The sequence below is a fragment of the Bifidobacterium aerophilum genome (assembly GCF_010667685.1).
Taxonomy (GTDB): domain Bacteria; phylum Actinomycetota; class Actinomycetes; order Actinomycetales; family Bifidobacteriaceae; genus Bifidobacterium; species Bifidobacterium aerophilum.
The window spans coordinates 94,649-116,931 of record NZ_WHZW01000004.1; the positions used below are offsets into that span (position 1 = coordinate 94,649).

Sequence of the window (22,283 nt, forward strand, 5' to 3'; positions counted from 1 at the left end):
AGCGGCTGGAGTGATGATGATAGTGCCGACGAATCGTTGGCTTTCGCCGTTGATTCAATCCAGTCCGAATGCCCTGGTGGCATATTCGTAGAGGAGCTGTTCCAGTAGCGATGATCCCTTGATGTGACCTTGTATGCCGTCGCCCAGATTAATGTAGCCCAGCGTGTCGTCGGCTTTCGGCCATGCAGGCAATGGGCTTCCATCGGATTGACCATTGGGGTCGCCGGTCCTGATGAAGTTGGACCAGTAAGAGTTGACCTGCCGGGCCAGGATTCGGTCGTAGCCGGTCCATTGGCGTGCCGGCGGCACGCCGGTGTCCAGCGAGTCGAAGGCATACCACAATTCGCTGGAATGCCATGCCCAGTTGGCCGCTCGGGACCGGCCGGTCCCGATGTCGTCGATGTTTTGCGGTGTGATGTGCGAAAACAGGTAGGCGTATGTGGCCTGTTCGCCGTCGGTGCGTCTGTTCATCATCCTGCCGAAGACGCGGGCAACCATCAGATTCCTGCCGCCGTTGGTGCCGAGGCCGTACGTCTCCAGTTCGCGCGCGGTGTAGGCTGCGGTCCGGTCGGTGACGGTGACGAGGTCCTCGAAGGCGTATTGATCATACAGGTCTCCAAGCAGACGCCGGTAATAGGCGTGGAAATCCCCTGCGGTGACGATTCCATGGTCGTCTCCCTCGCCGTAGTTGGTGCCTGTGAGGATGTTGATGGCGTCGAATGCCCCGGCGCGTATCGCGCTGGCTGCTGACTCGTGGATGAGATAGGTGCCGTCCTGCGTCATGTATCCCGGCCAATGAGCGCTACCGGTGTCCATGAGCCGTTCGGCATCCATGGATCGCAGCCGATTCAATGGAATATCCGGGGCAAGGCCGAGGTCTCGAAGGTATGCGGCCCCGCGTTGTTCCGCTGCGCTCTGCAATAGGTACGTGTCAGTCCATTTCAGACCGCTTTCGAGGATCATGCCTCGTATTGGCACGGGCAGTTTGGGGGAGACCGCCATCGCTACGCATTTGGAAGTGCCGCCCGATTGTCCTCCTATGGTGATGTTGGACGGGTCTCCGCCAAAGGCCGCGATGTTGTCTGCTATCCATTGCATGGCCTTGATCTGGTCCATAAGACCATAGTTGCCGCTGTGCCCTTGCTCATCCGTCAGCTGCTTCAAGGCAAGATATCCGAATGCTCCGAGTCGCTGCTCGACGCTGACGGCAACTATCCCGTTGGCCGCGAAGGCGGCTGCGTTCGTTTCCTGCTCATAGGCATACGCTCTGTCGAGGTTTCCTCCGTGGAACCATACGTAAACCGGCCGCTTGTCCGTGCCGACCAACGCGGATTGCGTGGTGGTGATATTGAGATAGAGGCAGTCCTCGCTCATCTGCGGAACGGTTCCGTAGTAGAAGTCGGAGCCCCACGGTTCGATGTCTGGTCCAAGGTCCTGCATGGGCATGAACCGGTAGTGATCGGCTTTACATACGCCGTTCCAAGGTTCGGGGTCCTGTGGTGGTTGCCAGCGTAACGCGCCTGTCGGTGGCTTGGCATAAGGGATGCCTCGGTATTCGATGATGTCCTTCGTCTTGTCGTTGGCAGTATGGATACCTTCCAGCAGGCCGTATTGCGTGGATACGACGGTCGGATCCAAAGCGGTTGCCGGTTTGTGACGTGGTTGCCGTGTGGTGACTGGGTGCATGATTCCTTCTTTGGTCTGTGATTGTTCTACCCGTTGCCGTATGTGCGTGGGCGGTGTGACTGATAGTTAAGTTACTGATAGTAAGTTTACTGTATTTTGTCACGAGAGTGTATATGTGTCTGAAAATACTGAAATTTCAATGAGAAATGGCGGCAGTACCTCGTGAATCCTGAATTTGACTTTTACTTACTCTGAGTAATATACTTTCGAGTATCGAAGAGCGGCGGATTCCCTCAACGGAGAGAAAGCCATGGATGGCAATGTCGTCGCTGATTCGCGAGACAAGGAAAGGAACAGGCATGGCTGTTGCGGAGCAACATGCGTCGTTGGGCGTGCGGTTCGCGCGCTGGTGGCAGGGCTTCTTCTACCAGTGGCAGTTACAGATCATGGTGCTGCCTGGCATCATCTTCATGATCATCTTCAACTACATTCCGATCTACGGATTGGTGCTGGCATTCAAGAACTACACCGTGGTGGACACGATCGGCGACGCCCCATGGGTCGGACTCGACAATTTCAGGATCATCCTCGGCGACTCCTATTTCTGGGATTCCGTCGTCAACACGCTGGGCATCAGCGTGATCAAGCTCGTTCTCGGATTCATTCTGCCGATCATCCTCGCCGTGATGATCTATGAGGTGCCGTGGAAGCCGTTCAAGAAGATCGTGCAGACCATCACCTATCTGCCGCACTTCTTCTCTTGGATCATCCTCGGCGGCATGCTGATCAGCTGGCTGTCTTCCAACGGCCTGCTGAACTCGACGCTGCACGTCTTCGGCATCGATGCTGGCGCGAACTATCTGCTCGACGCCGACAAGTACTGGGGCATCGCGTCGCTGTCCGATGTGTGGAAGGAGGCCGGCTGGGGCACGATCCTCTACCTGGCCACCATGGCCGGCATCGACCGGAGCCTGTACGAGGCGGCCGAACTCGACGGCGCGTCGAAGATCAAGCGCATCTGGCACATCACCCTGCCCGGCATCAGCAACATGATCACGCTCAACCTGATCCTGTCGGTCTCCGGCATCCTCAATTCGAACCTCGACCAGACCCTGGTGCTCATGAACTCGCAGAACCAGTCCAAGGCAGAAGTCATCAACTCGTACGTCTACCGCATGGGCATGACGCAGGGCGACTTCTCCTACGCCACCGCGGTCGGTCTCGGCATCTCGATCATCTCCGCGATCCTGCTGGTCGTCACCAACGCGGTCACCAAGAAGATCAACGACAACCAGTCGGTACTGTAAGGAAGCAGCATCATGGCACAAGACAAGTCATCCGGAGCGCTCGACCCCAAGCGCCGCATCCATCATTCCTCCCGCGCGTTCGACGCGGTCAACTGCACGCTGCTGGTCATCTTCACGCTGTTGATCGCGGTGCCCGTGTGGAACATCGTCGTCGCCTCGTTCTCCGCGTCTGGTTCGACCGGCGGGCTCGCGCTGGTACCCGACAAGTTCACGCTCGACAACTACAAGGCCGTGTTCACCGACAACGGCATGTGGAACGCGCTGTTCATCTCCGTGGCGAAGACCGCGGTCGGTGTGGTCGCGCACACGTTGTTCTGCGCGCTGTTCGCCTACCCGATGAGCAAGGCGTACCTCAAGGGCCGCAAGCTGTATTCGGCGATGGGCATCATCACGATGTTCTTCGGCGGCGGCATGATCCCCACGTTCCTGCTCATCAAGTCGCTCGGCCTGCTCGACACGTTCTGGGTGTATATCATCCCCGCGCTGTTCAGCTACTACGACGTGATCATCCTGATGAACTTCTTCCGCCAGATCCCCGAATCGCTGATCGAATCCGCGAAGATCGACGGCGCGAGCGAATGGCGCGTCTTCTCCTCGATCATCCTGCCGCTGTCGATGCCCGGACTGGCCACGATCGGCCTGTTCCACGGCGTCGCCCAGTGGAACGACTTCATGACCACGAAACTGTACGTCAACAACGAGCAGCTGTACCCGCTGCAGATGCGCCTGTACAACATCATCATGCAGTCGCAGGCCGCGTCCGAGAACGGCAACATGGCTTCCGCCGTGCTCGACACCACCACGCGAGGCGTGCGCCTGTCGACCATCATCATCACGATCGTGCCGATCCTCGTGCTCTACCCGCTGGTGCAGCGCTACTTCGTCGGCGGCACGATGCTCGGCGCGGTCAAGGGCTGAGACGGCAACGGAATCAAGGAGCACAGCAATGAAGCGCAATCGCATCATCCGAACCCTCATCGCGGGTCTGGCCGCGACGGCAATGGTCGCCCCGCTGGCCGCCTGCGGCGTCGACAACGCCTACACCACGAACACGGTCGACGCCCTGCCCGACCCCGCGTACACGCTCTCCGCGGACAAGCCGGCATGGCAGTCGGACACGTCCAAGGACAACACGCTCACCTGGTACGTGAACGCCGACTGGTGGAACAAGTCGTTCGGGCAGGACCTGATCACCAAGAAGATCAAGGAGGACCTCAACGTCGACATCAAGTTCGTCACGGGCGACGATACCAAGCTCAACACGTACTTCGCCGGCGGCGACCTGCCCGACGTGATCACCGTGTTCGACAGCACGTCGCGCGTCGCCAAGGCCGCGAAGAACTGGTCGTACCCGCTGCAGGACCTCGCAGCGAAATACGACCCGTACTTCATGAAGGTCGCCAAGAAGGAGACGCTCGACTGGTTCAAGCTCTCCGACGGCAAGACGCACGGCTATCCCTCGTACTCCAACACGTCCGAGGACTACAAGTCCGGCATGATCCACACCTCGCAGGCGTTCGTCATCCGCAAGGACGTGCTCGCCGCCATCGGCGACCAGGACTTCACCACACCCGAAGGATTCATCGCCGGCATGAAGGCCATCAAGGAGAAGTTCCCCGACCTCGTGCCGTTCGGATTCAACGACTTCAGCGGCGGCAACAGCTCGCTCGACACCGTGCTGCAGAACATGCTCGGCGTGCCCACGCTGAGCGAGGACGGCACGTTCTACGACCGGCAGATGGACGACGACTACCTGACCTGGCTCAAGACTCTGCGACAGGTGCACAAGGACGGCAACATCTCCGACGACAGCTTCGCCGACGACGGCGACACGTTCAAGGAGAAGGAAAGCACCGGCAAATACGCCACCATGCTGCTCACCAGCTTCGTCGGCCAAAGCGCGCCCCTGCAGCAGTGGGCGTCGGCCAACCCGGACGGCCAGTACATCGCCATCGACGGCATCCGCAGCACCAAGGGACGCAAGCCCACGCTCAGCGAAACCGGTCTGAGCGGCTGGACCGTCAGCTACATCACCAAGCAGTGCAAGAACCCGGCCAAGGCCATCCAGATCTTCACCTACCTGCTGTCCGACTACGGCGAAATGCTCGTCAACTACGGCATCGAAGGCAAGACCTACACGACGAACGCCGACGGCACCGTCTCATGGACTCCCGAAGCCAACAAGATCCGCCTGAACGACTCCGAAAAATGGCAGAAGGAATACCGCATGGGCGAGTTCGTGCTCTTCGGCCACGACCGGTACAAGGCGCTCAACAAGGACTCCTTCGCCGACGCCATCAAGCAGTTCCAGGAGCACAACCAGCAGTATCTGACCCCGCAGTACGAGATCGAGAACATCGCGCCGGACGCCGGCACGCTGGAAGCCCGCTCGTACTCGGCCATCACGACCAAATGGTCGTCCACGCTGGTCTCGCTCATCCGAGCCGGTTCGGACAAGCAATTCGACAAGATCGTCGACCAATACAAAACGTTCCTGAAGAACAACGACATCGACGCCATCAACAAGGTGCGCAACGAGAAGATCAAGGCCAACGAGAAGCTGCTCGGCGAATAAGCCATCGTTTCGGGTCTGTCCCGTGACGGGACAGACCCGAAACGTCTCACACCCAACATGTATGACCATAAGGAAGCCAATCCCATGAACACCATATATATGACCGACGGCCCGGAACGCATGTTCACGCCGATCGAAGAGGACGCAGCCGGCGCCGCCGACGTGACGATAACCATCGACCCCGGACACCGACATCAGAGCATCGACGGATTCGGCGCATCGTTCACCGACGCATCCGCCCACCTGATCGGTCAGATGCTCGACGACAAGGATCGCACGTACGCGATGTCCAAACTGTTCGATCCCAAACTCGGCATCGGCCTGTCCCTGCTGCGCAACCCGATGGGAGCCTCGGACTACGCACGCACGATCTACAGCTACGACGACATGCCCGACGGACACGAGGACATGGAACTCGAGCACTTCTCCATCCATCATGACGAGGAAAGCATCATTCCGCTGACCAAATGGGCCATGGAACTCAACCCGCAGCTCAAGCTCATCGCCTCGCCTTGGAGCGCGCCGGGATGGATGAAGACCAGCGGTTCCATGATCGGCGGAGAACTCAAGGAGGATCGCTACGAGGTCTACGCCCGGTACTTCGTGCGGTTCCTCCAGACGTACGCCGAGCAGGGCGTTCCGGTATTCGCCGTCACGCCGCAGAACGAGCCGCTGTTCGTGCCCGGCCACTATCCGGGCATGCTGATGCCGGCGGACCGGGAGGTGCGTTTCGTGCGCGACTTCCTGCGCCCCGCCCTGCACGATGCGGGACTCGCCACGCGCGTGTTCGGCTATGACCACAACTGGGACCGCATCGATTATCCGCTGAACCTGCTCGACGACGCGGCCGACGCGTTCGACGGCATCGCATGGCACTGGTACGGCGGCCGACCCGTCAGCCAGTCGCGCGTCGCGGCGGTCTTCCCGGGCAAGGACGTGTACTTCACCGAGGGTTCCGGCGGCGAATGGATTCCCGAATTCGAACCGGCGTTCAGCAACCTCATGCGCACCGGCATCGACATCCTGCGCAACGGGTCGAAATCGTTCATCCTGTGGAACCTCGCGCTTGACGAGCACAACGGACCGGTAGTCCCCGGCTTCGGACGCAGCACCTGTCGCGGCCTGCTGCGCGTCGACCGGCGCGACCGGACCGTGGAATACACGCTGGACTATTACGGTCTGGCCCACTTCAGCAAGTTCATCCGCCCTGGTGCGGTGCGTATCGACAGCAGTCAGGCTGGTGGCGTGCGTTCGTTGGCCTGCCGCAATCTGGATGGTTCCACAGTCGCGGTGCTGTTCAACGACACCGATCAGGACATGCGGGTCGTTGTGAACGTCGCCGGAATGGGCGGTTCGTCGCGCGCGGCGCTGCTGCCGGCCAAGGCCGCGCTGACCGTGGTCTGGAACGACGAGAATAATGGCATGCGATGAAACTGTTTTCCATTGACGGCAAGCTATACCGCACGCTTGAACTGGTCTGGCAGGTGATGGAACTGAGCCTGCTGTTCCTGCTCGGCTCCGTGCCGATCGTCACGATCGGGGCAAGTGCGGCGGCGATGTTCCGCGTGCGGTTCGACATGATCGAAGAAGGCTCCGTGCCGATCGCGTCCCGTTTCAGATCGGCCTACCTGCGCGCTCTGAAACGTGCAGTGCCGGTATGGCTGATCATGGTCTCCGGATTCGTCGTGCTGCTTGCCGCGTACTGGGGTGCTGCCATGCTGACGGGCGGCAACCAGTACATACTGATGCCGCTGGTTGCAGTCGGAGCCGTGTGGATGCTGACATGCGTCAACGTGTTTCCCCTGCTCGCGCTCCGGCCGGCAATGGACGTTCCGATTGCGATGCTGTTTCGCGAGGCCGTTCGCGCCGGGCTGGGGCATGTGCTGCAATCCGCGCTGATGGTGTGCGCGCTGCTGGCCGCCGTGCTGTCGGTGGCGTTCGTGCCGTGGCTGTTGCTCGTGGCGCTGCTCTTTTTCCCCGGGCTAGTGTGCTATGCGAGGGCGTGGCTCATCCGGTGGACGCGCGTGGAGAGCGGTGCGGCCATGGCGCCCTGACCGGGCCGTCAAACGCCGTATGGAAAACCCCGATCGTAGTAGTAGGTAGGTCATTATGCAGGACAATGTGCAGCACGATGCGCGCGACCGCGGGTCCAAACCCCGCAAGCACCGCCCGGAAACCGAGCAGAAACGACGCGAGATCATAGCCGCCGCGTCGCAGGTATTCGCGGAAAAGGGATTCAACGACGGGACGCTGGAAGAGATCGCCGAACGAACCGGCCTCACGCGGGCCGGCGTGCTCCACCACTTCGGGTCCAAAAGCGCCCTGCTGATGGAAGTGGTGAAAAACCGCGACGTCTCCGGAGGCCAGCAGCGCGAGCAGACGCACATCGACCACGGCGAGGACTGGTTTCGCCATCTCGCTGCCACGGCCGACGACAACGCCAAGCATCCGGGCATGGTGCGCCTGTTCACCATGATGTCCGGAGAATCGGTCGTCAAAAAGAACGCCAGCATGCCGTACTTCCGGGACCGATACCGTGACCTGCGCAACGACCTGATGGCCTCGTTCGTCCAGATGGCCAAGGAACGCAAGGCCACCATCAACATGGCCGAAGCCGAGATGGCGAGCTCGGCCATCATCGCGGTCATGGACGGATTGCAGTACCAGTGGCTGCTGCAGCAGGGGGAAGACGACGGCGGAGCCGACTCGTCCGAAGACACTGGCCCCATCGATCTTGCGGAATACACACGTTATGCGATCAATGTGCTAGTCGCGGCCGTGTTGGAGCACCATGATGATCCGCCGTTGATCCAATGAGCAGCGCAGGACGGCCGGATGCGACGGTACGTCAGTCTGTCTTGCCGGTATGCAGGAAGAGCGCTGTAATGGAGCTGCGAAGTATTCGAATGAATCTGAGTCATGCGATACTATGGCAGTCGTATGTCACGTCGAAGTGACGTGACTGGATGATGCAACTGTGGAGGGCATATGAAGTACCGTGAACTGGCGAAGATTCTCAAGGTGGAGATTGATAGGGGCAAATACCGTGACACGGGAAAGCTGCCCACCGAGCCCGAGCTCATGGAGCAGTTCGGTGCGACCCGGTACTGCGTGCGTAACGCCATAGCCCTGCTGGCCGAGCTCGGCGATGTGTACCCGGTGCAGGGCAGCGGCATGTTCGTCCGGGAGAACAGGCGCGAGGGCTGCCTCAACATCAACGGCACGAGAGGCATGACTTCGGAGTTTCCCGGCCATTCCGTGTCCTCCAAGCTGATCAAGCTGGAGCAGCGCGAGGCGGGCGCGGACTCTGCGCGCCTCAAGTGCGCCGCCGACGCCAAAGTCTATAGCGTCTCGCGCCTGCGCCTGCTGGACGACGAGCCGTTCGCCATCGAGTACGCCCTGTATCTCAAGGAGTTCGTGCCGTATCTCAGCGAGGAGATTGCTAGCGGCTCCATCTATGCGTATATTCGCGAGGACCTGGGGCTGAGCACGGGCTTTGCGGACAAGCTGATATACGCGCGAGAGCTGGACTATGGCCGGGCCGACCTCCTCGGCCTGTCGGCTGGGGATCCCGCCCTGGTGGTCGAGGACGACGCCTATCTGGCCAGCGGACGCATGTTCAACGCCGGCACGGTCTACTACCACTACAAGAAGGCCACGTTTTTTAATTTCGCCGACCTGAAGTAGTCCCTTATATGCGTGAGGCGGCGTTGCCGGTTGGGCGGCGCGTCGTCTTGCGGTATTCCCTCGGGGAGGCGACACACCGTATCTAAAATCATTCGAATGAATTTGACACAGCCGAATGAAACTCGTATATTGTAGTCAAGTCATTCGGATGTTACCTATTCATTCGAATGACTTGACCAACGGAAAGGAAACCGGGGTGGTGCAAGGACGCCGGCCCGGAAGATCACATCAGTCCGAAGGAGGACGAGAATGAAGGAGTTCGGCAACACATTGCTCAACGGCTTCATGAAATTCGCGACGACCAAGGCAGTCACCGCTCTGAAGGACGGCTTCGTGCTCACGATGCCGGCCACCCTGGTGGGATCGCTGTTCCTGCTGCTCGCGAACCTGCCGTTCGAGGGCTACACGGACTTCATGAACAACCTGCTCACCGATAAATGGAACATCGGCCTGAACCAGGTGTCCGCCGGCACGTTCAACATCCTGGCCATCATCATCGCCGTCGGCATCGGCTACGCCTACGCTCGCAACGAGAAGGAAGACGGCATCTCCTCCGGCCTGCTGGCCCTGGTCGCCTTCTTCATCCTCTCGCCGTCCTCGGTGAGCATCGACCACAGCACCGTCGACGCGATCAAGGAAGGCACTACCGCCTCCGTATCCGGCGCGATCTCCACCTCGTGGACCGGCGGCAACGGCGTGATCACCGCCATCATCGTCGGCCTGCTGTCCGGCCTGGTGTTCGTCAAGTGCATGAAGCACAACCTCAAGATCAAGCTGCCCGACTCCGTGCCCGAGGGCGTGTCCAACGCGTTCTCCGCCATGATTCCCGGCTTCTTCGTGGTGCTCGGTTCCGCCATCATCTACCATCTGTGCCAGCTGTTCGGCGGCGTGAGCTTCACCGAGCTCATCTTCAAGATCCTGCAGACCCCGATGCAGAACCTCACCGACAACTGGGCCGGCGCGATCATCATCACCCTGCTCATTTCCATCCTCTTCTGGTGCGGCATCCACGGCCCGAACGTCGTCATGGGCATCATGGTGCCACTGCTGACCGCCAACTCCGTGGCCAACCAGGCTCTCATGGACGCAGGCAAGGCCGTTACCACCGCCGACGGCGGCCACATCCTCACCCCGCAGATCGTCGACTGCTTCGTCAAGTTCGGCGGCACCGGCATCACCCTCGGCCTGCTCATCGCCGGCCTGATCGTGGCCAAGTCGAGCCAGATGAAGGAAATGTCGAAGCTGTCCATCGTGCCGGGTCTGTTCAACATCAACGAGCCGGTCATCTTCGGTCTTCCGATCGTGTTCAACCCGTTCTTCCTGATTCCGTTCATCGTAGTCCCGCTGATCGCCATGATCATCACCTACGGCGCGATGTACATCGGCTTCATGCCTCCGTTCGGCGCCGTCCAGGTGCCGTGGACCACCCCGGTGATCATCTCCGGCTTCCTGCTGGGTGGCTGGAAGGCAGCGCTCATCCAGCTCATCATCCTCGTGATCTCCGTGGTCGTCTACCTGCCGTTCGTCAAGAAGCAGGACCAGGCATGGATCGCCGAGCAGATCGCCAACGACGCCGACATCGAGACGGCCGCCGCCGCGGCCAAGGCCTGAGCCGCCGCACGGCCCGACTCTTCTGATTGATGGCAATCGGATGACATGGGAGCCCGGTACGAGCAACCACCTTTGCCTGGCTCCCTCCTTATCAACACTTACATAACACCCGCAACAACCAACCGCCCCACGATCGGTGTGGGGCCCACTGAAAGGAAAACACCATGAAGATCGTACTGTGCTGCAACGCCGGAATGTCCACCAGCATGCTGGTCAAGAAGATGCGTACCGCCGCCGAGACCAAGGGCATCGAGGCCGAAATCGACGCCTACCCGATCTCCGAGGTCGAGGAGAAGGCCGCGAACGCCGACGCCGTGCTGCTCGGCCCGCAGGTGCGCTACGAGCTCGACCACGTCAAGAAGCTGCTGCCCGGCAAGCCGGTTGAGGCCATCAACCCGCAGGACTACGGCATGGTGCGCGGCGACAAGGTGCTCGAACATGCCATCGCCATCGCCTCCAAGTAACCCGACCCCAACAGACGGACAACAGACAACCAAACGAACGAACCAAGGGTGGCAACAATGGCAGAAGACAACAAGGACTTCGACTGGGAGACCCTCTGCTTCCAGATGATCACGGCCGCGGGAAGCGCCAAATCCGACTACATCGAGGCATTGCAGGCGGCCAAGGCCGGCAAGTACGACAAGGCCGACGAGCTCATCGAAAGCGGCGACCAGAGCTTCGCGACCGGCCACGACCTGCACACCAGCCTCGTACAGCGCGAGGCGTCCGGAGAGAAGATCGAGGTCAGCCTGCTCATGACACACGTCGAGGACCAGATGATGGCCGCGGAGACCGTCAAACTGCTGGTCAACGAGCTCATCGCGTTGTACAAGAAGATCAACTGACCCATAGGGCTTATCGGGAAAAGGAACACAACATGGGTTTCCCAAGCAACTTTCTGTGGGGCGGCGCAGTGGCCGCCCACCAGCTCGAAGGTGCGTGGAACGAGGACGGCAAGGGCGTGTCCATCGCCGACGTGATGACCGCGGGCGCGCACGGCGTGCCCCGGCAGATCACCAGCAGCGTCGAGACCGGCAAGATCTACCCGAACCACTGGGGCAACGATTACTACCACCGCTTTCGCGGCGACGACTCGTTGTTCCAGGAGATGGGCTTCAAATGTTTCCGCACCTCCATCGCATGGTCGCGTATCTTCCCTAATGGCGAGGAGGACGAGCCCAACGAGGCCGGACTGAAGTTCTACGACGACCTGTTCGACGACCTCAAGGCCAAGGGCATGGAGCCGGTCGTGACGCTCTCACACTTCGAGATGCCGCTCAACCTGAGCCTCAAATACGGAGGGTTCGCCGACCGCAGGCTCATCGACCTGTTCGTCAAGTTCGCGCTCACCGTCATGGAACGCTACAAGACCAAGGTGAAGTATTGGCTGACCTTCAACGAGGTCAACAACCAGATGAACCTCGACAACCCGATCTTCGCCTACACCGATTCCGGCATCCGCTTCTCCGACATGGACACTATCCACGAGCGCAAGCGCAAGGTCTGGCAGGCCGTGCACAACGAGTTCGTCGCCAGCGCCCTGGTCGTCAAGCGCGGCCACGAGATCAACCCCGACTTCCAGATCGGCTGCATGCTGGCCATCGTGCCGATCTACCCGGCCACCTGCAACCCCGACGACGTGATGCGCGCCGAAGTCGCCATGCGCGACCGGCTCGTGTTCGGCGACGTGTACGTCAACGGCGAATACCCGAACTACGCGAGGAACATGTGGGCCCGCGAGGATGTCACCCCGCACATGGAGCCGGGGGACGAGACGGCCATCGCCGAGGGCACTGTCGACTTCATCTCCATCAGCTACTACATGTCGATGGCCCTGTCCGCCGACGCCTCCACCCCGGGCGATTTCGACTCGGGCATCGCCGGAGTGGTGCGCAACACGTACATCCCCGCCACCAAATGGGGCTGGCAGATCGACCCGGTCGGCCTGCGCTACGCGCTGAGCGTCCTGTACGAACGTTACCGCAAGCCGATCTTCATCGTGGAGAACGGCTACGGCGCCTACGACACCGTCAACCCGGACGGCACCATCGACGACGACGACCGCATCGACTACCTGCGCGCCCACATCGAACAAGTCGGCAAGGCCATCGACCTCGACGGCGTGGAGGTCATGGGCTACACCGTGTGGGGCTGCATCGACGTGGTCAGCTTCGGCACCGGCGAGTTCAAGAAGCGCTACGGGCTGATCTACGTCGACGCCGACGACGAAGGACATGGCACCTTCGAGCGTCACCGCAAGAAGTCCTTCGACTGGTACCGGAAGGTCATCGCCACCAACGGCGAGGAGCTGTGAATCGGACGCCGAGCGCGCCGATCGCATCGAGTCAATCGCATCAATCGAGTCAATCCATAGGAAACGCATAAGGAGCGTCATCATGACCCAGGAATTCACGTTCACCGTCTCCGACCCCGAGGGCATGCACGCTCGGCCCGCCGGCCTGCTGGTCGGCAAGGCGCAGCAATACGAGTCGACCATCATCATCAACCGCGGCGGCAAGTCCGTGGACGCCAAGCGCATCTTCGGCGTCATGGGACTCGGCGTCAAGCAGGGCGACGAGGTCACCGTCAAGGTGGAGGGCAACGACGAGGTCAAGGCCGCCGAGGAGTTCGAGCGGTTCCTCAAGGAGAATCTGTGATGAGAACGATACAAGGCGTCGGCGTATCGGCCGGCATCGCCATCGGCGCGATCCGCGTGCTCGACACCACCGACCACGCCGTCGAACGCCGCGTGGTCGACGATCCGCAGGCCGAGGTGGAGCGCTTCCGCGCGGCCCGTGACACGGCCGTCGCACAACTCAAGCAACTACGCGACAAGACCGCGGCCGAGTTCGGCGAGGGCAAGGCCGAACTGTTCGACACCCACCAGCTCATGCTCCAGGACCCGGACTACGTGGAAAGCATCGAGGACCTGATCACTCAGAGCAAGGTGAACGCCGAGTACGCGGTCAACAGCACCGCCGAACAGTTCGCCGCCATGTTCGCCGCGATGGACAACTCCTACATGCAGGCTCGCGCCGCCGACGTCAAGGATGTTTCCCGCCGCGTGATCAACGTGCTCGAAGGACGGCGCGGCGGCACCGCGGCAGCCACAGACGGCGATAGCCACATCATCCTCGCCGAGGACCTTGCCCCCAGCGAGACCGTGCAGCTCGACCGTGCCAAGGTTTTGGGCTTCGTGACCGCCAAGGGCTCCTCGAACTCGCACACCGCGATCCTGGCCCGCACGATGGGGCTGCCCGCCATCATCGGCATCGGCGACGCCTTCGACCCGGATGACGACGGCCACGCCGCCGTGATCGACGGCACCAGCGGACTGGTGTTCGTCGACCCGGATGAGTCCACGCTGGCCGAATACCGCGGCAGGAAGGCCAAGTACGAGGAGCACCTGCGCCTGCTGCAGGAGCTCAAAGGCAAGCCCACTGAGACCAAGGACGGCCGGAAGGTCCGTCTGTACGCCAACATCGGCCGTCCCTCGGACGTGACCGCGGTGCTGGCCAACGACGCCGAGGGCATCGGCCTGTTCCGCAGCGAGTTCCTGTACCTGGAGAGCGAGGACTACCCGACCGAGGAGTTCCAGTTCGAGGCGTACAAGGAGGTCGCGCAAAAGATGGGCGATCGACTCGTCGTCATCCGTACGCTTGACATCGGCGCGGACAAGCAGGTCGGCTACTTCAATCTGGAGCACGAGGACAACCCCGCCCTCGGCTACCGTGCCATCCGCATCTGCCTGACCCGTCCAGAGATCTTCAAAGTCCAGTTGCGTGCCCTCCTGCGGGCTTCCGTGTACGGCAATATCGCCATCATGCTGCCCATGATCACCTCGGTGCAGGAGGTGCGCGATGCCAGGAAGATCCTTGACGAGGTCAAAGACGAGCTGCGCGGCGAGCACATCGACTTCAACGAGCACATCCAGGTCGGCATCATGATCGAGACTCCCGCCTCCGTCATCATGGCCGACGAACTGGCCGTCGAGGTCGACTTCTTCTCCATCGGCACCAACGATCTGACCCAGTACACGCTGGCCTGCGACCGCCAGAACCCGAACCTCGCTCGCTTCGCCGACCCGCATTCGCCCGCCGTGCTGCGCATGATTCAGATGGCTACCGAAGCGGCGCACCGCCACAACATTTGGTGTGGCATCTGCGGCGAACTCGGAGCGGACCTGAGCCTGACCGACACGTTCCTCGAAATCGGACTCGACGAACTGTCCGTCTCTCCCACCAGCGTTCTGCCACTGCGCAACGCCATCCGCAACCACTGAGCAACGGTCGGCTCTCAACAACCATCTCGGCAGCAAGGAAAATCAGTCATGGAAACGCTCGGCATCGATATCGGCGGCACCGTCATCGTCAACGGTCAATAGGCCAGAGGCGGGTTTGGCATGGCTGGTGAGATTGGACACATGGGCATGGTTCCCGACGGCGAGGCCTGCGGGTGCGGTCTGTTTGAATGCGCCGAACAGTATGCCTCCGGCTCCGCATTGGAACGGTTCGCATGGTCCGCGGCCAGAAGGCAGCCCTGCCAGTCGGAGCATCTGCTCGAGGCGTGCGAATACGACCGAAGCAAGCTCATCGGCCCGATGGTGAGGGACGCCGCCCAGCAGGGCGATCTCACCGCCAACGAGGCGTTCGACCGGCTTGGCGAATGGCTTGGCCGTCTCATGGCCAATCTGGCCTCCGTGCTGGACCCCGATACCTTCGTCATCGGCGGAGGCGTCGCCGAGGTCGGCGGCATACTGCTTGACCCCGCGCGAGCCGCGTTCAGCCGCTATCTTGAGACCAGCATGTACCGCCAGCATGCCAGCGTTCTGGAAGCCAAGGCCGGCGACATGGCCGGTGTCATCGGCGCCGCCGATCTGGCGAGAATCGACTAGATGACCGATATGCAGGGAAGATTTTGCGGCGGGCGTTTCCGACGGTGGATGCGGGACACCCGCCGTCGTCATATCCGTGGTCGCGGCGATCGCTCTTGCGGTCTGCATTGGCGGTGGCTGGTATTCCGCACTGCGGGCGACCACGCGGCTGCGGGCCGTCGCCATCCCGTCGACGCGGAGGACATCCGTTCGCGGAGCGAGACAGGCCGCGACATTGCTTCGGGCGACCTGCGCAAGACCGTTCGCGTTGGTCTCCAGTGCCGAGAACAGCACCATCGACTACTCCCGGGCGTACTCGTACATCGAGGACATCGGGGACGGACGAGGGTATACGGGCGGCATGCTCGACGTGGTACGCCGATACATGCGGGTTGAACCTGACAACCAACTCGCGCGGTTTCTCCCCGCGCTGATCGCCGGTCTCTCCGTGCTCACTTACCGTCACTGACCATCACTTACCCTCTCGCTCATCCTTGGAAAGTAAGTGATGGTCAGTGACGGTAAGTGAGCGACGATGTGTCTGGTCAATGGAAAGTGGAGCGTGCGCGGCGACATGTCCCTCCCTCATCGATCCTGAAAATCTGGGATAGCAGGAAACCCCTTGGAACCGTTGGGTTCCAAGGGGTTGAACGTGCCCCGGATCAGATTCGAACTGACGACACCCGCTTTAGGAGAGCGGTGCTCTATCCCCTGAGCTACCGAGGCGCAAGCGACCATTGTACATGAACATAAGGTCCGGCGCACGGCCGGTCGCGTCGGACATGTGATTGTTGTGTCGGTTTCATGGCCGAAATGGGGATGCTTCGTGTGGGCCGGGGCGGTTCCGCGCCCGATGCGGTAAGGTTGCGCGAGCAAGGGATGACGTTTGACACATGGAGGCACAAGACGATGGGCGCACGGACACGGTCACGCGGAACGAAACGGCCGATGGGCCGGCCGGCGGTCCGTTCCGCTGGCGGGTCGCGTGCCGGCAATCCCCGCATCGGACGTCTGGTCGCCGGATGGACGGCGTGGGCGTTGGCGGTTCTCGCCGCTGTGGCGGTGGTCGCGCGCGCGTTGCCCGCCGATCTGCAGGCGTTGCCGTACGTGCCGGTGCTGGTATCGGTCACGCCGTGGTTCGCACTGGTCGCCGTCGTGGCGCTGGTGCTTGCGCTGATGGGGAGGCGATGGGTGGCCGCGTTGGTCGCCGTGCTGTGTCTGGCGGTGCAGGTGTGGTGGCAGTATCCGTTCTTCGAAGCGCCGGATACGCTACCCGCGGAGGCCGAGACGGCAGTGTCGGGCGCCGCCGCGGATACGTCCGACCGGTATGCGCGCGTCATGACATGCAATGTATATAGAGGACAAGCCGACGCCAAGGCCATCGTCGAACTCGTGCGCGATCAGCGCGTCGAGGTGCTCGCTCTGCAGGAGACGACCGACGCGTTCGTCGAGGCACTCGACGCGGCAGGCATCAAGGACTACCTGCCGTACATGCAGGTGTCCACGTCGGACGGCGTGTACGGCAACGGACTGTGGTCCGCGGCGCCCCTGTCCGATCCCGCCGACGACGAGGTGAATTCGAGCGCGTCGTTCATGCCGGGCGGCACCGTGACGTTCGGCGACGAGAACGGGGGAGCGTTGCCGATCCGGTTCGTGTCGGTGCACACGACGTCGCCGAAACCCGGGTATTGGACGCAGTGGAAGCGCTCGCTGGACGAACTCGCGCTGATGCGTTCGCGCACCGACGCACGATACGTGTTCATGGGCGACTTCAACGCGACATACGACCATGCGTCGTTCCGCCGGTTCCTTGGCGACCGGTTCTCGGACGCGGCAAGGCAGTCCGGACACGGGTTCACGTTCACCTGGCCCGCCGACCTGACGCCGTTGCCGCGGTTCGCCGGCATCGACCATATCGTGCTCGACCGGGACATCGTCGCCGGCCAGATGCAGGTCAAGAGGATCGCCGGATCCGATCACGCGGCATTGCTCGCCACCATCGCCGTGAAATAACGGACTCAGTCGAGATTGCTTTGTGCTGAGCTGCCGAACCGTCAAGCGGACGCCCCGGTGGGGCGTCCGTAGGTGAGGGGAGCGGCTATGCCGCGCCGAGGCGAAGTGAGCGGCCGCGATAGCGGGTCGCGAAGGGGACTCAGTCGAGATTCGACTGAGTCCCAGCGGTGTCGGCGCTGGTCGCCTGCTCGGCCTGGGCGGCGTCGAGCTTGGCCTTCACGTCGTTCAGCAGGCTCTGCGCGCGCTTGGCAAGCGCCTCGCCGATCTCCCACTGACGCATCGACTGGTCGAGGTTGAGGCCGCCTGCCTCAAGCGCCTGCACGGCCTGGATGAGCTTGTCGCGCGCCTCCTCGTAGGGCATCTGCGCGATGGCCTCGCGCTCCTTGTCGGTCAGGGACGACGTGGTGGTTTCGGTGGTCTTGTTGTCGGTCATGATGGATTCCTTTGGGGTTGTTGCGTGCGTCTGCGTTGAATGGTTTGGGTTCGTAGGCGTTGTGACGGTTGTGCGTATCGGGTGTGTCGCCCCCCTCAGTCAGCTTTGCTGACAGCTCCCCCTTCAGGGGGAGCGAGTTATACCTGAGGGGCTTTGCCGGTAACGGTGGCGTCGATCTGGCCGTGCTTCAGGGTGATGGTCAGCGGATCGCCGCCGGAGACGTCGTTCGGGTCGTCGAGCACGTGGCCGCCGGTCGTCTGCACGACCGCATAGCCGCGGTCGAGCGTGGATTGCGGACTCAGCGCGGTCAGACTGGCGTGCAGTTTCTCGATCGTCAGGCTCGCGTCGTCCACGATCCGGGTCAACCCGATGTCCATACGCCGGCGCGCGTCGTCGAGGAACCGCTGATGCGGCTCCAACATCGTCTGCGGTCGCGTCAGACTCGGCCGGTTCGCGTAGCCTTCGACCAGCCGCAGTTCGCCTTCGACCCGCGCCTCGATGCGCATGCGCGCACGATGGATCGCATTGTCGATCAGCTGCCACTGCTCGCGCACGTCCGGCACGACCTTTTTCGCCGCGTCGGTCGGCGTCGAGGCGCGCAGGTCGGCGGCCAGGTCGATCAGCGTCCAATCGTCCTCGTGTCCGATCGCGGAGACGATCGGCGTGGCGCAGGCGGCCGTCGCGCGCACCACCGATTCGTCGGAGAAGCCGATGAGATCCTCGAACGCGCCGCCGCCGCGCGCCACGATGATCACGTCCACATCCGGATCGGCATCCAGCTTGCGGATCGCAGCGACGATGTCCGGCGGGCACTGCGGTCCCTGCACGTGCGCGTGCACGACTTTGAATCGCACGGACGGCCAGCGCAGGTTCACGTTCGTGATCACGTCGCCTTCCGCGCGGGCCTGCGGGGCGCAAATCAGACCGATGCACGACGGGAACTCCGGCAGCGGCACCTTGCGGTCCGCGTCGAACAGCCCCTCGCCTTTGAGTTTCTTGCGCAGCTCGTCGATCTGCTCCTTGAGTCCGCCGCCTGAGCCGATCTTGCGGATCTCGTCGCCGATGAAGCTCAGCCGGGTCTGCTTGACCCAGATGTCGGCCTTGCCGTGGATCACCACGCGGTCGCCCTGCCGGAATGCGGCGGCCTGTGCGGCGAACGCGCGCCAGCCGGACACGGAGATCGCGATGTCCTCGAAGTCGTCGCGCACGGTCAGGTATGCGGAGCCTGCGCGGCGCGTGTTGATTTCGGTGATCTGCCCGCAGATCCATGCGGACGGCCATTTCTCCACGGCGGTGTGGAACTTCTGACTGAGCACCGACACCGGCCATGGCCGCTCGGCCGTCGTCTCGCTGGCGAGTCTCGGCAGCTGGTCAAGCGGTACGGCGGGAGCCGGCGCCGTGCTTCCCATATCCCAATTCATACGGTCCAGATTCGCGTATATAACGGACAAGCCCGATGCGTCTGCGCCGGTCGCGGAAGCGGGCGGTCATACGCGCGCATGCCGTCGCGCACGACACGCGGAGAAAATCCGTTACCTAAATCACACAACCGGTTGTTTCGGCGTCATTCCGCCATTCACCACTATATCTAGGTTTGATACGGCGCGTCGCCACTAGATATCGGGGTGGGGTTGCCGTACAGTACATAGGGCCTAAAACTTAACAGGGTGCGGATCGGCGGCGAAAACGCCGCTCCGCACCGATCGACAAGGAAGGATTTCAGATGGAAACTCAGGTGATGGACACCGCCTCGACGACCGCCCGAACCGTCAAGGGCGCGGTGCTGGTCGAGAAGCGTGACGGTCGCGTGGTCGACTTCGACCCGATCAACATCATCGAGGCCGTGAAGTCCGCCTTCGGCGACCTCGACAAGCAGGTCGGGCCGGAAGAGGAGAAGATGATCCGCGGCTTCGCCAACCAGGTCGAAGGCGAGATCAAGGGACGCTACAACGGTCCGGCCAAGATCGAGGACATCCAGAACCTCGTCGAGCATGCGCTCATCGACGCGCACCTGTACGACGTGGCCCGCGCCTACACCAACTACCGTCTCGACAAGGACATCCAGCGCGCCAAGGCCACCGACGTGAACGAGGCCGTCGCCCGCTTCATCAACCAGGATCCGACCCTGATCCACGAGAACGCGAACAAGGACGCCAACGTCTACGCCACGCAGCGCGACCTGCTCGCCGGAGCCGTCTCCAAGGCCGCCGCGTTCAACATGCTGCCGCCGGCCGTCTCCAACGCGCACATGAAGGGCGACATCCACTTCCACGACGCCGACTACTCGCCGTTCACCGCGCAGTCCAACTGCTCGCTGCCCAACTTCTGGGACATGCTCGCCAACGGCTTCACGCTCGGCAACGCCCCGATGGCCTCCCCGAAGTCCATCGCCATCGCCGCCACGCAGATCACGCAGATCATGAAGGACGTGGCCTCCAGCCAGTACGGCGGCCAGACCGCCAACCGCGCCGACGAGCATCTCGCCGTCTACGCGCGCAAGGACTACGAGAAGTTCCTTGAGGAGGCCCGCGAGACCATCCCCGACGGCATGCCGGTCGAATTCGCCCGCCGTCAGGTCGAGAACGCGAAGAAGAACGAGCCGTCCAAGCTGCACTTCGGCTCCCGCGAGCCGCTCGCCATGGACGTTCCGTTCCACACCGACGTCGACGAGCTCGAGCAGGAGCGCGAGATCCTCGCCAAGATCCGCACCCGCAAGGCCATCTACGACGCCATGCAGACCATGGAGTACCAGATCAACTCCAACCGCGTCTCCAACGGCCAGACCCCGTTCGTGACGATCGGCTTCGGCCTCGGCACCGACTGGTTCGCCCGCGAGATCCAGCGCGCGATCCTCCTCAACCGCATCCGCGGCCTCGGCAAGGAGCACCACACCGCGATCTTCCCGAAGCTCGTGTTCACCCTCAAGCACGGCGTGAACGCCGACAAGGGCGACCCGAACTACGACCTCAAGCAGCTTGCGCTCGAATGCGCCACCAAGCGCATGTACCCGGACGTCGTGTTCTACGAGAACATCGTCAAGATCACCGGCTCCTTCAAGGCCCCGATGGGCTGCCGCTCCTTCCTGCAGGGTTGGATCAACCCCGAAACCGGCAAGGACGAGGAGGACGGCCGCATGAACCTCGGCGTCGTGTCGGTGAACGTGCCGCGCATCGCGCTCGAATCCCACGGCGACAAGAACCGCTTCTGGAAGCTGTTCGAGGAGCGCATGGAAGTCGCGCACCAGGCCCTGCAGTTCCGCATCATGCGCTGCAAGCAGGCCACGCCGGTCAACGCCCCGACCCTGTTCCGCTTCGGCGCGTTCGGCCGCCTCGGCGCGAACGACAACGTCGACGAGCTGTTCAAGAACGAGCGCGCCACCGTCTCGCTCGGCTACATCGGCCTGGCGGAGACGACCGCCGTGTTCTACGGCAAGAACTGGATCCGTGACCACGGCTGGGATCCGGAAGGCAAGGAGTTCGCGCTGTCGATCGTCAAGCGCATGAACGAGCTGTGCAAGCAGTGGAGCAAGCAGGAGGGCTACCACTACTCCGTGTACTCCACGCCGGCCGAGTCCCTGACCGACCGCTTCAACCGCATGGACCGCGAGAAGTTCGGCCGCGTCGAAGGCGTGACCGACCACGACTTCTACACCAACTCGTTCCACTACCCGGTGTGGCTGCAGCCGACCCCGATGGAGAAGCTCAACTACGAGAAGGACTTCCCGTACTACGCGTCCGGCGGCTTCATCAACTACTGCGAGTACCCGTGCCTGCAGGACAACCCGAAGGCGCTCGAGGCCGTGTGGGACTACGCCTACAACGTCGGCATCGGCTACCTCGGCACCAACACGCCTATCGACCACTGCTTCGTGTGCGGCTTCCAGGGCGACTTCGAGCCGACCGATGAGGGCTTCAAGTGCCCCGAATGCGGCAACTCCGACCCGGACAAGTGCAATGTGACCAAGCGCACCTGCGGCTACCTCGGCAACCCGGTCCAGCGCCCGATGGTGCACGGCCGCCACGAGGAGATCTCGCACCGCGTCAAGCACATGAGCGGCGAGACCGGCCACGTGACGCTGGCCGACGGCCAGACCCGCGAGTGGTTCGAGGAAGCCAAGTAACTACTGATATCCCGCTGGTACGTGGGTCGCGACGG

Annotated in this window: 19 protein-coding genes, 1 tRNA gene and 1 pseudogene; 17 read left to right on the forward strand and 4 right to left on the reverse strand. The window is 62.2% G+C overall.

The features are described 5' to 3' along the window. Window positions 1-54: 54 nt before the first annotated feature. Window positions 55-1,686, reverse strand: coding sequence for a carboxylesterase/lipase family protein (locus GFD25_RS02590; protein ID WP_163229686.1), 1,632 nt, complete (start codon window positions 1,684-1,686; stop codon window positions 55-57). Window positions 1,687-1,985: 299 nt separating this feature from the next. Here GFD25_RS02590 and GFD25_RS02595 point away from each other — a divergent pair, with 299 nt between their 5' ends. The 15 genes and pseudogenes from GFD25_RS02595 (at window position 1,986) to GFD25_RS12100 (ending at window position 16,151) form a co-directional block, all read left to right on the forward strand. After that, window positions 1,986-2,933, forward strand: a complete 948-nt coding sequence (locus GFD25_RS02595) for an ABC transporter permease (protein ID WP_163229688.1) — start codon at window positions 1,986-1,988, stop codon at window positions 2,931-2,933. Window positions 2,934-2,945: 12 nt separating this feature from the next. Beyond that, window positions 2,946-3,851 (forward strand): carbohydrate ABC transporter permease, encoded by a 906-nt coding sequence (locus GFD25_RS02600; RefSeq protein ID WP_163229689.1) that lies wholly within the window; start codon window positions 2,946-2,948, stop codon window positions 3,849-3,851. Window positions 3,852-3,879: 28 nt separating this feature from the next. Then, window positions 3,880-5,508, forward strand: coding sequence for a type 2 periplasmic-binding domain-containing protein (locus GFD25_RS02605; protein ID WP_163229691.1), 1,629 nt, complete (start codon window positions 3,880-3,882; stop codon window positions 5,506-5,508). A gap of 84 nt (window positions 5,509-5,592) precedes the next feature. Continuing rightward, the gene (locus GFD25_RS02610) at window positions 5,593-6,939 is read left to right on the forward strand and encodes a glycoside hydrolase family 30 protein (RefSeq protein ID WP_163229693.1); all 1,347 of its coding nucleotides are present in this window, start codon (window positions 5,593-5,595) and stop codon (window positions 6,937-6,939) included. Further along, window positions 6,936-7,562, forward strand: a complete 627-nt coding sequence (locus GFD25_RS02615; protein ID WP_163229695.1) for a DUF624 domain-containing protein — start codon at window positions 6,936-6,938, stop codon at window positions 7,560-7,562. Before GFD25_RS02610 ends, GFD25_RS02615 begins: the two co-directional genes overlap by 4 nt. A 55-nt stretch (window positions 7,563-7,617) precedes the next feature. Next, entirely contained in the window at window positions 7,618-8,325 is a 708-nt protein-coding gene (locus tag GFD25_RS02620) for a TetR/AcrR family transcriptional regulator (RefSeq protein WP_163229697.1), read from the forward strand. Between the two features lie 171 nt (window positions 8,326-8,496). Then, complete coding sequence (locus tag GFD25_RS02625; RefSeq protein ID WP_163229699.1) at window positions 8,497-9,195, forward strand: GntR family transcriptional regulator; 699 nt, start codon at window positions 8,497-8,499, stop codon at window positions 9,193-9,195. A gap of 249 nt (window positions 9,196-9,444) precedes the next feature. Beyond that, window positions 9,445-10,806 carry a PTS sugar transporter subunit IIC gene (locus tag GFD25_RS02630; RefSeq protein WP_163229701.1) on the forward strand — a complete coding sequence of 454 codons (1,362 nt, stop codon included), beginning with the start codon at window positions 9,445-9,447 and terminating at the stop codon, window positions 10,804-10,806. Window positions 10,807-10,970: 164 nt separating this feature from the next. Then, complete coding sequence (locus tag GFD25_RS02635) at window positions 10,971-11,270, forward strand: PTS sugar transporter subunit IIB (protein ID WP_100496667.1); 300 nt, start codon at window positions 10,971-10,973, stop codon at window positions 11,268-11,270. A gap of 57 nt (window positions 11,271-11,327) precedes the next feature. After that, window positions 11,328-11,654: a PTS sugar transporter subunit IIA gene (locus GFD25_RS02640; RefSeq protein ID WP_163229704.1), complete on the forward strand. Its 327-nt coding sequence runs from the start codon at window positions 11,328-11,330 to the stop codon at window positions 11,652-11,654. 32 nt (window positions 11,655-11,686) lie between these two features. Next, on the forward strand, window positions 11,687-13,123 hold the full coding sequence (locus GFD25_RS02645) for a 6-phospho-beta-glucosidase (protein ID WP_163229706.1): 1,437 nt from the start codon (window positions 11,687-11,689) through the stop codon (window positions 13,121-13,123). Window positions 13,124-13,205: 82 nt separating this feature from the next. Beyond that, window positions 13,206-13,466: an HPr family phosphocarrier protein gene (locus GFD25_RS02650; RefSeq protein ID WP_163229708.1), complete on the forward strand. Its 261-nt coding sequence runs from the start codon at window positions 13,206-13,208 to the stop codon at window positions 13,464-13,466. Continuing rightward, window positions 13,466-15,091 carry a phosphoenolpyruvate--protein phosphotransferase gene (gene ptsP, locus GFD25_RS02655; protein WP_163229710.1) on the forward strand — a complete coding sequence of 542 codons (1,626 nt, stop codon included), beginning with the start codon at window positions 13,466-13,468 and terminating at the stop codon, window positions 15,089-15,091. Before GFD25_RS02650 ends, ptsP begins: the two co-directional genes overlap by 1 nt. 117 nt (window positions 15,092-15,208) lie before the next feature. Continuing rightward, window positions 15,209-15,703, forward strand: a pseudogene (locus GFD25_RS02660) (ROK family protein); the annotation flags it as partial. A 247-nt stretch (window positions 15,704-15,950) separates the two neighbouring features. Next, window positions 15,951-16,151 (forward strand): chitosanase, encoded by a 201-nt coding sequence (locus GFD25_RS12100; RefSeq protein WP_275575569.1) that lies wholly within the window; start codon window positions 15,951-15,953, stop codon window positions 16,149-16,151. A 184-nt stretch (window positions 16,152-16,335) separates the two neighbouring features. Here the strand turns inward: GFD25_RS12100 and GFD25_RS02670 are convergent. Further along, window positions 16,336-16,408, reverse strand: a tRNA-Arg gene (locus tag GFD25_RS02670). Window positions 16,409-16,630: 222 nt separating this feature from the next. On the opposite strand from GFD25_RS02670, the gene GFD25_RS02675 reads away from it, so the two are divergent. Further along, window positions 16,631-17,695: an endonuclease/exonuclease/phosphatase family protein gene (locus tag GFD25_RS02675; RefSeq protein WP_163229714.1), complete on the forward strand. Its 1,065-nt coding sequence runs from the start codon at window positions 16,631-16,633 to the stop codon at window positions 17,693-17,695. A 139-nt stretch (window positions 17,696-17,834) separates the two neighbouring features. Here the strand turns inward: GFD25_RS02675 and GFD25_RS02680 are convergent, their stop codons facing one another. Next, window positions 17,835-18,128, reverse strand: coding sequence for an exodeoxyribonuclease VII small subunit (locus GFD25_RS02680; protein WP_163229716.1), 294 nt, complete (start codon window positions 18,126-18,128; stop codon window positions 17,835-17,837). Between the two features lie 137 nt (window positions 18,129-18,265). Then, entirely contained in the window at window positions 18,266-19,549 is a 1,284-nt protein-coding gene (gene xseA / locus GFD25_RS02685; protein WP_163229718.1) for an exodeoxyribonuclease VII large subunit, read from the reverse strand. Window positions 19,550-19,851: 302 nt separating this feature from the next. Here xseA and nrdD point away from each other — a divergent pair, with 302 nt between their 5' ends. After that, the gene (gene nrdD, locus GFD25_RS02690) at window positions 19,852-22,248 is read left to right on the forward strand and encodes an anaerobic ribonucleoside-triphosphate reductase (RefSeq protein WP_163229720.1); all 2,397 of its coding nucleotides are present in this window, start codon (window positions 19,852-19,854) and stop codon (window positions 22,246-22,248) included. Window positions 22,249-22,283: the final 35 nt, after the last annotated feature.

What these genes read in the sequence shown, in the direction of transcription:
- xseA (WP_163229718.1), bottom strand. Translation starts at nt 19,549, where the DNA reads ATGAATTGGGATATGGGAAGCACGGCGCCGGCTCCCGCCGTACCGCTT.
- GFD25_RS02625 (WP_163229699.1), top strand. Translation starts at nt 8,497, where the DNA reads ATGAAGTACCGTGAACTGGCGAAGATTCTCAAGGTGGAGATTGATAGG.
- GFD25_RS02675 (WP_163229714.1), top strand. Translation starts at nt 16,631, where the DNA reads ATGGGCCGGCCGGCGGTCCGTTCCGCTGGCGGGTCGCGTGCCGGCAAT.
- GFD25_RS02680 (WP_163229716.1), bottom strand. Translation starts at nt 18,128, where the DNA reads ATGACCGACAACAAGACCACCGAAACCACCACGTCGTCCCTGACCGAC.
- nrdD (WP_163229720.1), top strand. Translation starts at nt 19,852, where the DNA reads ATGGAAACTCAGGTGATGGACACCGCCTCGACGACCGCCCGAACCGTC.
- GFD25_RS02600 (WP_163229689.1), top strand. Translation starts at nt 2,946, where the DNA reads ATGGCACAAGACAAGTCATCCGGAGCGCTCGACCCCAAGCGCCGCATC.
- ptsP (WP_163229710.1), top strand. Translation starts at nt 13,466, where the DNA reads ATGAGAACGATACAAGGCGTCGGCGTATCGGCCGGCATCGCCATCGGC.
- GFD25_RS02645 (WP_163229706.1), top strand. Translation starts at nt 11,687, where the DNA reads ATGGGTTTCCCAAGCAACTTTCTGTGGGGCGGCGCAGTGGCCGCCCAC.
- GFD25_RS02605 (WP_163229691.1), top strand. Translation starts at nt 3,880, where the DNA reads ATGAAGCGCAATCGCATCATCCGAACCCTCATCGCGGGTCTGGCCGCG.
- GFD25_RS02620 (WP_163229697.1), top strand. Translation starts at nt 7,618, where the DNA reads ATGCAGGACAATGTGCAGCACGATGCGCGCGACCGCGGGTCCAAACCC.
- GFD25_RS02615 (WP_163229695.1), top strand. Translation starts at nt 6,936, where the DNA reads ATGAAACTGTTTTCCATTGACGGCAAGCTATACCGCACGCTTGAACTG.
- GFD25_RS02590 (WP_163229686.1), bottom strand. Translation starts at nt 1,686, where the DNA reads ATGCACCCAGTCACCACACGGCAACCACGTCACAAACCGGCAACCGCT.
- GFD25_RS02635 (WP_100496667.1), top strand. Translation starts at nt 10,971, where the DNA reads ATGAAGATCGTACTGTGCTGCAACGCCGGAATGTCCACCAGCATGCTG.
- GFD25_RS02640 (WP_163229704.1), top strand. Translation starts at nt 11,328, where the DNA reads ATGGCAGAAGACAACAAGGACTTCGACTGGGAGACCCTCTGCTTCCAG.
- GFD25_RS02595 (WP_163229688.1), top strand. Translation starts at nt 1,986, where the DNA reads ATGGCTGTTGCGGAGCAACATGCGTCGTTGGGCGTGCGGTTCGCGCGC.
- GFD25_RS02630 (WP_163229701.1), top strand. Translation starts at nt 9,445, where the DNA reads ATGAAGGAGTTCGGCAACACATTGCTCAACGGCTTCATGAAATTCGCG.
- GFD25_RS02650 (WP_163229708.1), top strand. Translation starts at nt 13,206, where the DNA reads ATGACCCAGGAATTCACGTTCACCGTCTCCGACCCCGAGGGCATGCAC.
- GFD25_RS02610 (WP_163229693.1), top strand. Translation starts at nt 5,593, where the DNA reads ATGAACACCATATATATGACCGACGGCCCGGAACGCATGTTCACGCCG.